The organism is Ruminococcus sp. J1101004sp1_RTP21198st1_B9_RTP21198_201120 (assembly GCF_040924245.1).
GTDB classification, from domain to species: domain Bacteria; phylum Bacillota; class Clostridia; order Lachnospirales; family Lachnospiraceae; genus Blautia_A; species Blautia_A faecis.
This window is the reverse complement of the sequence record NZ_JBCOMI010000017.1, coordinates 92,890-108,466: the sequence shown is the minus strand read 5'-3', so window position 1 is coordinate 108,466 and position 15,577 is coordinate 92,890. Positions and strand designations below refer to the sequence as shown.

Genomic DNA, 15,577 nt, shown 5'->3' with positions numbered 1-15,577 from the left:
TTTGTCTGGATTCGGTTGCCGTAGCGGGCTACGACAACCGAATCCGGGCAAAATATACCGCAAAGTGGGGCGTGCAGATTGCGGGAATGATTTTTCAAACAGGCTCTAGGGAAAATACAGCTTTCATCGTTGCATTTCTAACGCCATAATTTCTCCTGCTTTGTATATAAAAACTGAACTTATATTCCAAATATAGTTTTCTCTTCTACAATACAACCACATCTGAAATACTGTCCCGTTTCGCAACCTGAATCTGAAAATCTTTTGATCTATATGGATTATCTCCAAGGGTTACCTCTGAGCAAACGGTCTCATAGGCAAGCGCCTCATAGTTGTTTTCTTTACTTAAATGTCCAAGAAAAACAGCCTTCATGTCATCATGTAAAAGCCTGCAAAGCAGCTTTCCTGCATTTTCATTGGAAAGATGTCCCCGATCTCCCAGGATACGCTGTTTCAGATAATAGGGATAACTTCCCACCTGAAGCATACGGATATCATGATTTGCCTCCAGCAAAAGAGCATCCAGATTTTGTAAATTATCTACTATGTAATCGTTATATTTTCCAAGGTCTGTGGCGATCCCAACTGCCTTGTCTTCACACTCAACCCGGTATCCTACCGGCTGTGCCGCGTCATGTGGAATGGAAAAAGGATGAATAGTCAGATCCCTGATATGAAAATCCTGATCCTCCACAATCTCATGAAAAGTGTCTTCCGGAAGGTTCTTCATATTCTTCATTCTGCTGATCGCATCTGCAGTTCCACCTGTAGTATAAACCGGAATGTGGTATCTGCGTGCCATCACTCCCAGACCGCTGATATGATCAGAATGCTCATGAGTGACCAGAATCGCGTCAATGTCCCTGCCAGTAAGCTCCAGCTGGTTCAGTCCCTGCTCGATCCTTTTGCCGCTTATTCCTGTATCTACAAGAACATGGGTCTCTTCTGATCCCACATAAATACAGTTTCCGCTGCTTCCACTGGCAATGCTACAAAGTCTCATTTCTTCTTACTCCTTCATCTATCTGCTTCCAGGTTTTTTCCACATTTCCGTTATTTTCTACAACAAAATCTGTATGGGCTCGAAAATATTCTTCGCTGGCCTGATTTCCGATAATTCCAAGAGATTTCTCTCTGGTATAGCCTCGATTTTTCATCAGGCGCTGAATGCGGATTTCCTCATCTGTATGGACATACCATACTTCATCACAAAAATCCTGATAATGTTCTTCCAGAAAAAGTGCAGCTTCCACAACGCATAGCTTCCGGCCCTCCTTCTTCTGTTCCTCCAGGCTTTTCAGGATATATCTTTTTACAGCCGGATGAATTATCCCATTTAGACGGCTCAAAAAATCCGGTTGCTCAAATACTACATCGGAAACCCTCTTCCGGTCAATAGTTTTATCGTTTTTTATCACATCTTTCCCAAACAGATCGATCACTGGCTGATAACATTCCTGTCCCGGAGCCATCACAATATGTCCCACTTCGTCAGCCTGTATAACAAAAGCATTATATTTTTCCTCAAGATAAGCAAGCACCGTGCTCTTTCCGGCACCAACTCCTCCTGTAATACCAATTGTCTTCATTTGTCCTATTCCTTACTGCTTCGATTTCACCTGGTAATTATGAGGTACAAACTATTTTCTTCCTCAATCTTATTCCAGACATAGCTCTGCTTCTACTTTGCCTCGTACCAGTTATTCCCCTGATGCATATCTACTTCCAGCTCCACTGCCAAATTGGCTGCACCCTTCATTTCCTCTTCCAGAATTCTTGATACCTGAGGGATTTCATCTTTCCAGGTCTCGATCAGCAATTCATCGTGGACCTGAAGCACCAGTCTAGATCTCAGTTTCTCATCCAAAAGACGTTTATACACACGATTCATGGCAATTTTGATTATATCTGCAGCAGTTCCCTGAATTGGCGAGTTCATGGCAACACGCTCGCCAAAGGATCTCTGCATAAAATTGCTGGATTTCAGTTCCGGAACCGGTCTTCTTCTGCCAAACATAGTGGAAACATAGCCTTTTTCTTTTCCCTGCTCCACAAGTCCATCCAGAAATCCCTTTATGCTTGGATAGGTCTCAAAATATTTCTGGATATAAGCGGCAGCCTCTTTTCTTGTAATACTAAGATCCTGGCTAAGACCAAAAGAGCTGATGCCATATACAATGCCAAAATTCACCGCCTTGGCATTTCGTCTTTGCAGAGGAGTGACCTCCTCAAGCGGAATATGGAAGACCTGAGACGCTGTCAGTCGATGAATATCTTCCGCCTCTCTGTAAGCCTTGATCAGCTTCTCATCCCCGGACATGTGAGCAAGAACACGCAGCTCAATCTGTGAGTAATCAGCATCCAGGAAGACAAATCCAGCTTCCGGTACAAACACTTTGCGGATCAGTCTTCCAAGTTCCATGCGGACCGGAATATTCTGAAGGTTTGGCTCTGTACTGCTGATTCTGCCAGTGGCAGTTATGGTCTGGTTAAAAGTGGAATGGATCCTTCCATCCTTCTCGATCACGGCTCCAAGGCCGTCTGCATAAGTGGATTTCAACTTTGTAAGCTGACGATATTCCAAAATATCATTTACGATTGGATTCTCTGATGCCAGTTTCTCTAATATATCTGCGGATGTAGAGTAGCCGGTCTTCGTTTTCTTTCCTCCTGGAATCGCCATTTTTTCAAAAAGGATCACACCCAGCTGTTTCGGAGAATTGATATTAAATTCTTCTCCTGCCTGCTGCCAGATCAGCTTTTCCAGTTCATGAATGCGGACAGTCAGCTTTTCACCATAATTTTTCAATTCTTCTCCTTTTACTTCGATTCCCCATTTTTCCATGGAATCTAATGTAAATACAAGAGGAAGTTCAATCTCTGTATATACCTTCCACATACCTGTTTCCTGAAGCTTCGCTTTCAGGGGGGCTCTGGTGGCAAAAGCGGTATACGCCGTATAACATGCCAGATGTTCCAGTTCCGGCATATCCTCCTCCCAGGCCTTTTTCAGGGATATTTTTCCCAGAAGCTCTTCTTTTCCCGGAAGAAGCTTCCCATCCAGATAATCTTTTGCAAGCTCTTCATAAGTATAAGTACTTTTCAAAGGATTCAGAAGATAAGCTGCAATGCCACAGTCAAATACGTTTGCATCGGGTGTTAGATCAGCACGCTTGAGCATGGTTTTTACGTCCATGGAACAAACTGTGGTAGACTTTCCCAGTCTCCCGATCTTATCACTTAAATAAGCTGCTGTTACCATTCCCTCCACAGGAACATAATACATTTCATTTTCCCCTAATGCCAGACCAGCTCCATAGACACCTTCTTTATCCCAGAGAAGCGCTATTCCCACAGCTTCTGCCTGTCCCGCTTTTTCAAAAAGTGCCTCACAGCCCTCCAGATCATTGCAGATGAAAAAATCCTGTTCTATTGTATTTTCATTCACTTCAGCCGGATCAAATTTCATCAGAAAATTCCGAAAATCCAATTTTCTGCATAGCTCGTAGGCTTCCTTTGTAAAAATATTTCCTAACTGGAATTTCTCCTGTTCAAATTCTATGGGGCTGTTTGTACAAATAGTTGCAAGCTCCTTACTCAGCTGGGCCATCTGGTAATTTTCCCTCAAAGATTCTCTGGCCCGCTTTTGTGAAATCTCTTCCACATGGGAAAAAGCATTTTCTATGGAGCCATATTCTGCAAGCAGCCTGGTGGCTGTCTTCTCTCCGACACCTGGAATTCCAGGAATATTGTCGGCAGCATCACCCATAAGAGCCTTTAATTCTATAACCTGGGCAGGAGTAACCAGATACCGCTCCTGCACCTGGTCTTCCTTATAGTCTTCTATAACAGTCTGCCCTTTTGCAGTCCTTGGCAGACGGATCATGGTTTTCTTAGTCGCCAGCTGTAAAAGATCACGGTCACCGGAAAGAATGATTACATCCATACCTTTTTCTTCACCTTTTTTCGCCAGCGTACCAAGAATATCGTCTGCTTCAAAGCCTGCAAGGGAAACTGTGGCGATTTCCATCTTTTCAAGCATCTCTTTCAAGAGCGGAATCTGTTCCTTTAGTTCCTGAGGCATGGGCTTACGTGTACCTTTGTATTCTGGGTATTTCGCATGGCGAAAAGTCGGCTCACTTCTGTCAAATGCCACTGCCAGATATTCCGGTTTCTCTTCTCCCAGCACTTTAAACAGGATATTTAAAAAGCCATAGACAGCACCTGTATGCAGACCTTCTGAATTAGTCAGATCCGGAAGTCCGTAAAATGCCCTGTTTAAAATACTGTGACCATCTATCAGTAAAATTTTCTCACACATATAAGCCTCCTGTACCGTGTTTCCTATAATACCTGCATAATAATATAAATCAAAAATCCACCCAGTCCGGCAATCAACGCGCAGAATCCCATTCCACTCAGCGCGCGGCGGAATCTCATCTTCAGTATATAATGCTTGGATCTACGAATATCTTCTTCCAGAAGCTCCCGGAGATCCAATGTGGAATCTCTGCTCTCCTCATCCAGCTGCTGCATGGCAGCATGAACAATAAAATAAGTTTCCAGCTCGTCGTAACAGGACGGACAATTCTCCACATGTTCCAGAAAATCCTCCAGTTCATCTACAGATAAATCATGCTCAATGTATCGGTTTACCATACTCTCTGCTGTCTGACAATTCATGGAAACACTCCTCCCTTTTGCTGCCCATATTTGTTATTATATCCGAATCTCCCGCAAAACACAAGAGACAGCAGATGTTTGACCAGATACTCTTTAAGCAGACAAGGGAAATAACCAAAATCTGTTCAAAGGACATCTGATCTTTTTCTGCTGTCCCTTATTTTATATATCCGGCAATGCGGTTCTCTTTATTGCCGCAGAATCCAGTCAAATAATACAAAAATTCTTTTTTACTCTGCACTGGCCGTAAGAGACTTCGGCGGATCATTTAAAATCTTCATAAATTCCTCGCCTGTGATTGTTTCATGCTCATACAGATATTTTGCCAGTTCATGAAGCTTGTCAATATTATCCTCAAGAATCTTATAGGCCTTCTCATGCTGTCTTCGTACCAGCTCTACTACCTTTTTATCCAGAAGTGTCTGTGTTTCAAAGGAGCAGCTAAGACTTGAATCACCGCCCAGATACTGATTGTTCATACTTTCCATCGCAACCATATCGAACTCATTGCTCATGCCATAGCGTGAAATCATGCCTCTGGCAATTTTGGTAGCCTGCTCGATATCATTCGACGCGCCAGTTGTAATACTGTGGAAAATCAGTTCTTCAGCAGCACGTCCCCCAGTAAATGTAGCAATCTTATTCTCCAGTTCTTCCTTTGACATCAGGAAGTGCTCCTGCTCATCCACCTGCATGGTGTATCCAAGAGCGCCTGAGGTACGGGGAATAATGGTAATCTTATGAACCGGAGCAGAATCCGTCTGTTTCGCCGCCACAAGTGCATGTCCCACCTCATGATAGGATACGATCAGCTTCTCCTTATTGGAAAGCACCCGGTTTTTCTTCTGGTAACCAGCGATAACTACCTCAATACTCTCCTCAAAATCAGCCTGCGTAGCAAACTTCCTACCGTCACGGACAGCACGAAGAGCTGCCTCATTTACAATATTGGCAAGCTCTGCACCGGAAGCGCCGGCTGCTGCCTTGGCAATTTCATCGAAACGGACACTGTCTGCGATTTTGATCTTTCTGGCATGGACTTTCAGGATTTCCTCACGTCCTTTCAGATCCGGAAGTTCTACCGGAATACGTCTGTCAAAACGACCTGGACGCAGAAGGGCCGGATCCAGGGAATCCGGACGGTTGGTAGCAGCCAGGATCACAACTCCCTTGGAGCCGTCAAATCCATCCATCTCTGTAAGCAGCTGGTTTAATGTCTGCTCACGTTCATCGTTTCCACCTGTGAAGCTTCCGCTGTCACGTTTCTTACCAATGGTATCAATCTCATCAATAAATACAATACAAGGTGCCTTCTCATTTGCCTGTTTAAACAGATCACGAACCTTGGCAGCACCCATGCCCACAAACATTTCCACAAATTCCGAACCGGAAATAGAGAAAAACGGTACTTCTGCTTCTCCTGCAACTGCCTTGGCGAGCAATGTCTTACCTGTACCAGGAGGTCCTACAAGAAGGGCGCCTTTGGGCATAGATGCTCCAATCTCCGTGTATTTCTGTGGATTGTGAAGATAATCTACAATTTCCGTAAGAAGCTCTTTTGCCTCGTCCTCACCTGCCACATCTGTAAATTTAATTCCTGTAGAAGACTTCACATATACTTTGGCATTGCTTTTTCCAAAGGACATTGCTCCGCCAGGGCCTCCGCCCATAGAGCTCATCATCTTTTTACTCAGCCATCTCCCAAGGAAAACAAAGATTACGATTGGAATCACATATCCGATCACCAGACTGAGAAAGATGGACTGCTTCTGAGGCTCCACTGCTTCCATACTGGTTCCGGCTTCATAAAGGCGGCTTACAAGGTCTGGATCATCCATACGTACAGTCTTGCACACCACGTCCTCGCCGTTCTTTCTGACTACATAATAGATATAATCGTCCTGCACCTCTGCCTTGGATACATTTCCACGCTCTACATTGCTGAGGAATGTACTATAGTCGGTCTTCTCCACAGAGCGTTCCTGCATGGCAGGAATGGCAAATATGTTCAGGAAAAGGATCACCCCAACCGCTATCAGTGCAAAAATGTACAATGGCCGGTTCTCTGGTTTTTTATGGTCAATATTCATTGGCATTTCCTCCATTTTCTGTCAACTGTTAAATACTTTAGCATTTCCATGTATGAATATCAATATTCTGCCTCAAAAATTTATAAACTTTTCATAATTTCATCTTTACTTTATTTTTATAATGTGCTATTATATCAATTGTTCAACCGCCGGCATGTCGGAATGGCAGACGAGGCAGACTCAAAATCTGTTGTAGGCAACTACGTGTGGGTTCAAGTCCCACTGCCGGCACTTTTTCATATTTCATATGTTATATAAATCCTGTCAAATCCTTGATTTTACGGGATTTTTTATTGTTCAGAATTTCAAAAAATGGCAAGGGTTGTCAAAAATCTGCCCCGCATTTACCTCGCGGGTTCATACTTTTGATCATCTATCCCAAACTGTTCCAAAGAAATTTTTTCTATATAGCAAAAGAGGATCCGCCAGCATCTCAGCGGTTCCTCTTTTCATTTACACAGTCTGCAAGCCAAACGCATCAAACTGTTTTTATCTTACTCATAAGTAATTACGCCCGGTCTTCATCCTCCAGCATTTTCTCATAAATCGGGAAGCAGTCGAAAGTTGCAAAGTAATCTCTTGGAGTCTCGGCGCGACGGATCATATCGAAGCTTCCATCTTCGTGAAGAAGGATCTCCGCAGATTTCAATTTGCCATTGTAATTATATCCCATGGAAAAACCATGTGCGCCAGTATCATGAATCACCAGATAATCTCCCATATCAATCTTCGGAAGATAACGGTCAATTGCAAACTTATCATTATTCTCGCAAAGAGATCCTGTGATATCATACAGGTGATCGCAAACCTGATCCTCTTTTCCAAGAACAGTAATATGATGATAAGCACCGTACATAGCCGGCCGCATAAGGTTTACTGCGCAGGAGTCCACACCGATATACTCTTTGTGAGTGTGCTTCTCATGAATCGCTTTTGTTACCAGGCAGCCATAAGGTCCCATCATGAATCGTCCAAGCTCTGTATAAATAGCTACATCTCCCATTCCTTCCGGAACCAGAACTTCTTCATATACCTTGCGTACACCTTCTCCAATTGCACGAATATCGTTTGGAGTCTGCTCCGGGCGATAAGGAATACCAATACCACCGGAAAGATTGATGAATTTAATATGCGCCCCAGTCTCCTTCTGAAGCTTCACAGCAAGTTCAAACATAACCTTCGCAAGCATCGGGTAGTAATCGTTCGTCACTGTATTGCTGGCAAGAAATGCATGAATTCCAAATTCCCTGGTGCCTTTACTCTTCAGGATGCGGAATGCATCAAAAATCTGCTCTGTAGTCATGCCATATTTGGCATCCCCAGGATTATCCATAATATCATTGCTGATCTTGAACACTCCACCAGGATTATAACGGCAGCTAATGATCTCCGGAATCTTTCCAACAGCTTTCTCTACACTCTCAATATGAGTGATGTCATCAAGATTGATAATTCCACCGATCTCATCTGCATATTTAAACTCTTTATCCGGAGTGTCATTAGAGGAAAACATAATGTCTCCCTTCTTGCATCCGATAGCTTTGGAAAGCATCAGTTCTGTCATGGATGAGCAGTCACATCCGCAGCCATATTCCTGCAGAATCTTGATCAGAAACGGGTTCGGGGTTGCCTTTACTGCAAAAAACTCCTTAAAGCCCTTGTTCCATGCAAAAGCTTCCTTTAAAGCCTGTGCATTTTCCCGGATGCCCTTCTCATCATAAAGATGAAATGGGGTAGGATATTTTCCGGCAATTTCCTGTACCTTCTCCAGTGTTACAAAAGGTGTCTTTTTCATAATAGTTTCTCCTCGTTTGTAAAATACAGCACTCGCTGCTCTTAAAAAGTAATTTTTCTATTGCAACAAATCAGATCATGTGACAGCTTTATTTGGCTTCAATCACATGCAGCATATTTGTTACAGCACCTTCCCGGGTCATATTGGTAGCAGGATCTCCAACCGTAAATACGATCAGGTCTCCTTTCTTTGCGAGCCGCTTTCTGCGGACAACGCTCATGGCCTGGGAAATAATGTGCTCTGTAGAATCCTTCTCGTATCCTTTCAGCGGTGTAACGCCCCATACAAGCTGAAGTCTATGCAGAATCGTATCATTGGGAGTGACAGCATAAATAGGAGCTTCCGGCCGGAAATTGGAAATCAGTCTGGCTGTTCTTCCTCCAAAGGTAGGAGTCACAATGGCCTTGGCCTTCAGATCTCTTGCAGTCTGCACTGCAGCCAGTCCCACAGCACTGGACACTCTGCTCTCACCACACATATTGCGGTTATGGGTATAATCCTCATAATTCAGGTGAGGCTCTGTGGTCTGTGCAATCTCCACCATCATCTTCAGTGCTTCCAGCGGATATTTACCAGCTGCAGTTTCACCGGAAAGCATGATCGCATCTGTACCGTCGTAAATAGCATTGGCAACGTCTGCCACCTCAGCTCTTGTAGGACGTGGATTACGGATCATGGAATCCAGCATCTGGGTAGCAGTAATAACCGGAACATAGTTCTCATTGCACTTGCGGATGATCATTTTCTGGATATAAGGAACCTCACTTGGAGGAATCTCCACGCCAAGATCGCCTCTGGCAACCATAATACCATCTGCGGCCTTGATGATCTCATCAATATTTTCAACACCTTCGGCATTCTCGATTTTGGCAATGATTCCAATATCATGTCCGCCATTTTCATCTAAAAGCTGACGGATTTCTTTAATCGCTTTTGCGTCACGTACAAAAGAAGCTGCAATATAATCAAACTCCTGTGTAATTCCAAACAGAATATCCTCTTTGTCCTGCTCTGTAATTCCCGGAAGCTTCACTTTCACATAAGGGACGTTGATTCCTTTGCGCTCTCCAAGCTCGCCGCCGTTTAAGACACGACAGACAATATCCCCATTCTTAATATTCTCAATCTCCAGTTCGATCAGACCATCATCAATCAGGATTTTACCGCCTTTTTTCACATCTTTGTAAAGATTTTCATATGTGATGGCGACTCTGGTCTCATCTCCCTCTATATCACCGGTAGTAAGTGTAAATTCGCTTCCAGCCTCCAATGTAATCTTCTTATGATCCTTAAGAAGCTTGGTACGGATCTCCGGTCCCTTTGTATCAAGAAGCAGGGCAACCGGAATATTCAGTTCTTCCCGTAGGTTTTTGACCATGTCTACTCTTCCCCTGTGTTCTTCATGAGAACCATGGGAAAAATTAAAACGTGCAATATCCATTCCGGCACGCATCATAGCTCTTAAAGTATTTTTCTTACTGGATGCTGGTCCCATAGTACAGATAATTTTTGTTCTCTTCATAAGCAGTCTTTCCCTCTGTCTTTTCAGTCATTTGCTGGCTGCTGCCCACATCGTTCACAGCAGCCATGCAATGTTACCGGTTAACAATTACATTAATTTCATTTCACATGTGTATGTGTAAAAAGATGGTCCTGGCAATACTCATAATTTCCATTGCATCTGGAACAAAAACGAAATTCCAGATTAGGATCATCAAGCTCAGTACGTCCGCAAATCGCGCATTTGTGCTTGGTCACACTGCCGCTGCCTGATTTCATACGTCCCTGGGGTTCCATTGCTCTGCGGAATTCATTTCTTCTGTGGACCTCCTTCGGGTTATACCGGCTGAAATCCTTTGTTCCAAAGTAAAAAATAATGAAATTCAACAGAGAAGCCACAATCGGGATCACCAAATACCATGCACCTGCCATAATGTACTGAATCATTTCATATACAACGATCACCACATAAAAAATTGCCATCCACTTCATCTTCACCGGAATGATAAACATAAGCAGAACCTGCATATCCGGATAACACATTGCATATGCAAGGAATGTGGACAGACTGATATAGTAAGTAGAAAATACGTTTCCTACCAGAACATTTCCTCCGAGAAGGAAATACAGAATGAACGCTCCCAAAATTGTAAATATCACGCCCGAAAGAATATACAACGTATATTTAAAAGTTCCAATCGTCCGCTCCAGAGAAGTTCCAATTGGATAATAAAAGAACAGAACTGCAATTGCAAACCATAATACTCCGGAAGTGCTCGGTGGATACAGTACCCAGGTCACTAGTCTCCATACCTGTCCCCGCAGAATATACGCTGGTTCCAGGCTCAGCCAGTTCAGTATGCCTGGATTCACGATCATCAGTGCATAACCGATCACATAGCATACAATCATGTAAATTGTGAGATTGGGAATACCAAATCTTCCAAATTTTCGTTCCAGCTTATCAATAAATTTCATGTAATCCTCCTATTCAGAAAAATTTCTTCTTGGACAGAATCACAGCTGCCACAATACTCACCAGTATGGACAGCAATATCACCACTAAAAATCCCCATTTGTCAGCAGAAAACGGCATTCCCGAAGGGCTCAGGTTCATTCCATATGCACTGAACACAATAGTGGGAATACTCATTACAATCGTGATAACGGACAAAACCTTCATAACCACATTCAGGTTATTGGAAATAACCGAGGCAAAAGTCCCCATCATGCTGCTTAAGATACCGCTGTATATATTGGCCATCTCGATTGCCTGTTTATTCTCAATGATAACATCTTCCAGAAGATCCGTATCCTCCGGGTACTGCTTAATGCTCTCTACCTTCAGAAGCTTCTCCAGTACTACCTCGTTCGACCGAAGAGATGTAGTAAAATAAACCAGGGATTTCTCCAGTTCCAACAGTTCCATTAGTTCCTGATTACGGGTGGACATGTGGAGCTTCTCCTCCACCTGTTCACTTTTCTTATCTATAATACGCAGATAATGCAGGTACATAGTGGCATTGCGGTACAGGATCTGCAAAATGAATCTGGTTTTCATATAGGTAAAGAAATTACGTACTCTTCCCTCCATAAACCGGGTAAGCACCTGGGTATCCTCCAGACATACGGTAAAAATCATCTTCTTGGTAACAATAATACCAAGAGGGATAGTGCCATACCAGTCCTTGTCATTGCGTTCCTCGATCATAGGAACATCTACCAGGATCAGTGTATAATTATCTTCCACTTCAATACGAGAACGCTCTTCCTCATCCAGAGGAGCGCGAAGATCATCTACTTCGATTCCGAATCTTTCGGACATCTCAAAGATCTCAGTTGCAGTGGGATTGGTCATTGCAATCCAGCAATCCTCCTGTGGTTCCTGAATCTCATGGATCGCACCCTCTATTGTCTTAAAAATCCTTACCACAAGCTGCACTCCTTCCAATCTCTTGCTTCTGTATAAAAACCAGCTGTCCCACTTTTCTGTCAGACAGGGCTCCTATCCTCAAAAATACACGCTTAATTATAATTTCTACAGGAAATTTTGTCAATTCTAATAGATTCGGTTTACAAATTTTTTGCATTTCGCTATAATGTCTTTAACATCACATTCATACTTTAATTCGGCACAGCAGTTTTCCCTCCACAACTGGCGATTGCTGCAGTCCGAAGAAGAAAGGATTTATGCCTATGAGTCAGTCAACATTTGGAAAAAAATTTACAGTAACTACCTGGGGAGAGTCCCACGGCAAGGCACTGGGCACCGTTGTAGATGGCGTTCCAGCAGGACTTTTCCTTACGGAGGCAGATATACAGACTTATCTGGACAGAAGGAAGCCTGGCCAAAGCCGTTACACCACTGCCCGAAATGAAGGAGATGAAGTCGAAATCCTTTCCGGAATCTTTGAGGGACAGACCACTGGCACCCCCATTTCCATGATCGTGCGGAACAAAGACCAGCGTTCCCGGGATTACGGAAATATCGCGCAGACCTATCGCCCTGGACATGCAGATTTTGGTTTTGACAGTAAATATGGTTTTCGCGACTACAGAGGCGGCGGACGTTCCTCTGGACGTGAGACCATCGGCCGAGTTGCCGCCGGAGCCATTGCAGCCAGGATTCTGAAAGAACTTGGTATTACCCTGCAGGCCTACACCAGTTCCATCGGACCAGTCTCATGCCAAAGCTACCACCCTGAAATAATACCGGAAAACTCTTTCTATATGCCAGATATGGTTGCCGCAGAAAAAGCAGCCAAGTATCTGGAGAAATGCATGAAAGAGGAGGACAGTGCAGGCGGTGTTGTCGAGTGCCGTATAAGCGGCGTTCCTGCTGGCATTGGAGATCCTGTATTTGGAAAACTAGATGCAGCTTTTGCCCAGGCACTGATGTCTATTGGCGCCGTAAAAGCAGTGGAAATCGGCGATGGTGTAAAGGTTTCCACCATGAAGGGTTCCGAAAACAATGATGGCTTCCACATGGAAAATGGCAGAATTGTAAAGACCACCAACCACTCTGGAGGCATTTTAGGCGGAATCAGTGACGGCGGTGAAATTCTCCTCCGCGCCCACATCAAACCAACCCCATCCATTGCACAGCCTCAGCAGACTGTTACCACTACCGGCGAGAACACCTCCATCGAAATCAAAGGCCGCCATGATCCGGTAATCGTCCCCCGTGCCGTTGTAGTAGTAGAATCCATGGCCGCCATCACACTGGTAGATGCTATGTTTTCTAATATGAGCGCACGGATGGATTATGTGAAGGATTTTTATCTGTAGATTACGAAAAAAACGTCGTTAAAAATTTTTCCAGCAAGTAATAACAGTCTCCAATGCCATTATCAAAGGTAATTTGGAATTTCATAATGAGGAGGACCAATATGCAAATTGCAGTTTATGGAAAGGGAGGGATTGGGAAATCCACAATAAGTGCGAATCTGACCGCAGCCTTAGCAGTCTGCAACAGTAAAGTACTTCAAATAGGATGTGATCCCAAGCACGACTCAACCCGTCTTCTACACCATGGGCAAAAAATCACAACTATCCTCGATTATCTTCTAAACACTCCTGAAGATGAACAAAACCTGGCAGATGTATTAATACCAGGTTTTCTTGACACTGGTTGCATAGAAGCAGGCGGTCCCAGACCAGGAATGGGCTGTGCAGGCCGGGGAATTCTGACTGCATTTGATTTTTTAAACAAATACCACGCCATAGAAAAATATGACCAGGTCATATATGATGTATTAGGAGATGTTGTCTGTGGCGGTTTTGCGGTTCCTGTCCGCAAACAATATGCCGATGCAGTAGTTCTTGTAACAAGTGGGGAATCTATGTCTATTTATGCTGCAAATAACATTCTGTGCGGAATAAAGAATCTTAATCCCCAGGGCAGACAGATTGCCGGGATCATCTATAACAGCCGCGGAGTCGGTGATGATCGCAAATATGTAGAAGACTTTACCAATGCTGTCAATCTTCCAATTCTTGCAGAAATTCCCAGAAGTAATCTTTTTACCCAGGCAGAAAAAGAAGCAATGACTCTGGTTGAAAAATCCCCCAAAAGTGCCGAAGCTAATATTTTTCTGGAGCTTGCACAAAAATTACAAACGCAGCCTGTTCTTTATGCCGCTGCCCCTTTATCTGAAGAGCAGATGGAGCTTTTTATGCGTGGGGAAAGACTATCCCACACTACCACTACAATTTCCAAACATACATCTGCTCCCGTGATTACTGCTGTTCCCGCACAACCTTCTGCCACGAAAAAGAGAGCTTTATCTGATCCTTTTAGCAGAGTTCCGCTATATGGCTGTGCTTATCGTGGTGCTATCGATCTGGCGGTTCATATCAAAGATGCCGCAATTCTCGGACATGCTCCCAAAAGCTGCACCTGGTATGCCATTAACGGTTTTACCAGCTACGGACGAAGAGGATTGTATGAACGCGGAATCCTTTACCCAGCCTTTGTTCCAAGACAGTTTGAGAATACTGATATCACCATAAACGAAGCCGTATACGGTGGTGTAGAACAGACACGGCGTAAAGCTTTTCAAATGGTGAAACGCGGAATCCGCAATATTATCACTGTCACTTCCTGTATTCCAGGCATGAGTGGCGATGACCTGGTTCCACTTCAAAAAGAATTAAAAAGTCTTGGTGTCGATATGTATATTATTCATACTGACGGAATCGAAGCCGGTGACTATAACGAAGGAATGGCACTTTGCTACAAAACGCTTGCTCTTCAAGCTGTTGATCCGAACGTAAAGCCAGAACCTGATTGCATCAATCTTGTCTATGAACATACAATTTCTTCTCAGACAGATCGTACTTTTATGAATCTGCAGGAAATATTTAAAAGAATAGGAATCCGAATCAACTGTCGCTTTATCTGCGCAGAATCAATGGAGAACATCCATAATTTTTTAAAAGCGCCTTATTCGATCATGGCACGCTATGATAAACTAGGACATGAACTGCAAAAAATATTTGAAGAAAAATATGGTTGCCGTTTTCTTTGCAACGAGCTTCCCAGGGGATTTTCCCAAACAGCCTCCTGGCTTCGCAAAATAGGAAAACTTTATGGAAAAGAAAAAGAAACAGAACAGGTAATTTTAGAAAACCGCATTCAATACACCCAAACTATTAACAACCTCAAACTTTTGTATAAAGGGAAAAAAGTGATTTTATTCTTAAAGAACAATAGCATTGATTGGATTCTTGAATTGGCTCATGATCTGGATTTGGATGTATTGGATTCTATCCTTATCGGAAGTAAAGAAGACAGCGTTGCAGATTGGAAGCATCAATTCTCAGCGGACTGGGAAAATGCACAAAATACATTATTTACTTCTATTGCAAAACAATTTTATGGGACAGACTTTCATACTTGATGAAATCTGCACCGTAAATCTTGCACGGGATATCAGCACAGGTTTCTTTACTGGAACAGATTGTGCTGCAAAATGGATCCGTTTATTTGAAAACACTTTGGAAGGAC

At 43.4% G+C, this 15,577-nt stretch carries 13 protein-coding genes and 1 tRNA gene; 4 read left to right on the top strand and 10 right to left on the bottom strand.

Annotated elements, in window-relative coordinates:
- Positions 1-56 (bottom strand): DUF6783 domain-containing protein (locus AB5618_RS13010; RefSeq protein ID WP_368366829.1); only part of this gene is annotated, 56 nt, incomplete at its 3' end.
- Here AB5618_RS13010 and AB5618_RS13005 point away from each other — a divergent pair.
- Positions 42-149, top strand: a complete 108-nt coding sequence (locus AB5618_RS13005) for a DUF6783 domain-containing protein (protein ID WP_368366828.1) — start codon at positions 42-44, stop codon at positions 147-149. The two genes, AB5618_RS13010 and AB5618_RS13005, sit on opposite strands and share 15 nt — an antisense overlap.
- A gap of 56 nt (positions 150-205) precedes the next feature.
- Here the strand turns inward: AB5618_RS13005 and AB5618_RS13000 are convergent, their stop codons facing one another.
- From AB5618_RS13000 to ftsH, 5 genes are all read right to left on the bottom strand, one after another.
- Complete coding sequence (locus tag AB5618_RS13000) at positions 206-1,003, bottom strand: MBL fold metallo-hydrolase (protein ID WP_118580030.1); 798 nt, start codon at positions 1,001-1,003, stop codon at positions 206-208.
- Positions 990-1,589, bottom strand: a complete 600-nt coding sequence (coaE, locus tag AB5618_RS12995) for a dephospho-CoA kinase (RefSeq protein ID WP_195409274.1) — start codon at positions 1,587-1,589, stop codon at positions 990-992. Before coaE ends, AB5618_RS13000 begins: the two co-directional genes overlap by 14 nt.
- Positions 1,590-1,681: 92 nt before the next feature.
- Complete coding sequence (gene polA, locus AB5618_RS12990) at positions 1,682-4,321, bottom strand: DNA polymerase I (RefSeq protein ID WP_368366826.1); 2,640 nt, start codon at positions 4,319-4,321, stop codon at positions 1,682-1,684.
- Positions 4,322-4,344: 23 nt separating this feature from the next.
- Complete coding sequence (locus tag AB5618_RS12985) at positions 4,345-4,683, bottom strand: anti-sigma factor (RefSeq protein WP_173718131.1); 339 nt, start codon at positions 4,681-4,683, stop codon at positions 4,345-4,347.
- Positions 4,684-4,913: 230 nt separating this feature from the next.
- The gene (gene ftsH, locus AB5618_RS12980; protein WP_215661079.1) at positions 4,914-6,773 is read right to left on the bottom strand and encodes an ATP-dependent zinc metalloprotease FtsH; all 1,860 of its coding nucleotides are present in this window, start codon (positions 6,771-6,773) and stop codon (positions 4,914-4,916) included.
- A gap of 148 nt (positions 6,774-6,921) precedes the next feature.
- Between ftsH and AB5618_RS12975 the strand changes: the two genes are divergently transcribed.
- Positions 6,922-7,004: transfer RNA gene (locus tag AB5618_RS12975), tRNA-Leu, on the top strand.
- A gap of 277 nt (positions 7,005-7,281) precedes the next feature.
- On the opposite strand, the gene AB5618_RS12970 is transcribed toward AB5618_RS12975, so the two are convergent.
- From AB5618_RS12970 to AB5618_RS12955, 4 genes are all read right to left on the bottom strand, one after another.
- Positions 7,282-8,568 (bottom strand): diaminopimelate decarboxylase, encoded by a 1,287-nt coding sequence (locus AB5618_RS12970; protein ID WP_173769726.1) that lies wholly within the window; start codon positions 8,566-8,568, stop codon positions 7,282-7,284.
- 88 nt (positions 8,569-8,656) lie between these two features.
- On the bottom strand, positions 8,657-10,090 hold the full coding sequence (gene pyk / locus AB5618_RS12965; RefSeq protein ID WP_148462834.1) for a pyruvate kinase: 1,434 nt from the start codon (positions 10,088-10,090) through the stop codon (positions 8,657-8,659).
- Between the two features lie 98 nt (positions 10,091-10,188).
- Positions 10,189-11,046, bottom strand: coding sequence for a rhomboid family intramembrane serine protease (locus AB5618_RS12960; protein WP_148462835.1), 858 nt, complete (start codon positions 11,044-11,046; stop codon positions 10,189-10,191).
- Positions 11,047-11,059: 13 nt separating this feature from the next.
- Positions 11,060-12,001, bottom strand: a complete 942-nt coding sequence (locus tag AB5618_RS12955; protein WP_148462836.1) for a magnesium transporter CorA family protein — start codon at positions 11,999-12,001, stop codon at positions 11,060-11,062.
- Between the two features lie 263 nt (positions 12,002-12,264).
- On the opposite strand from AB5618_RS12955, the gene aroC reads away from it, so the two are divergent.
- Entirely contained in the window at positions 12,265-13,356 is a 1,092-nt protein-coding gene (aroC, locus tag AB5618_RS12950; RefSeq protein ID WP_173735324.1) for a chorismate synthase, read from the top strand.
- Between the two features lie 101 nt (positions 13,357-13,457).
- On the top strand, positions 13,458-15,470 hold the full coding sequence (locus tag AB5618_RS12945; protein ID WP_368366825.1) for a nitrogenase component 1: 2,013 nt from the start codon (positions 13,458-13,460) through the stop codon (positions 15,468-15,470).
- Positions 15,471-15,577: the final 107 nt, after the last annotated feature.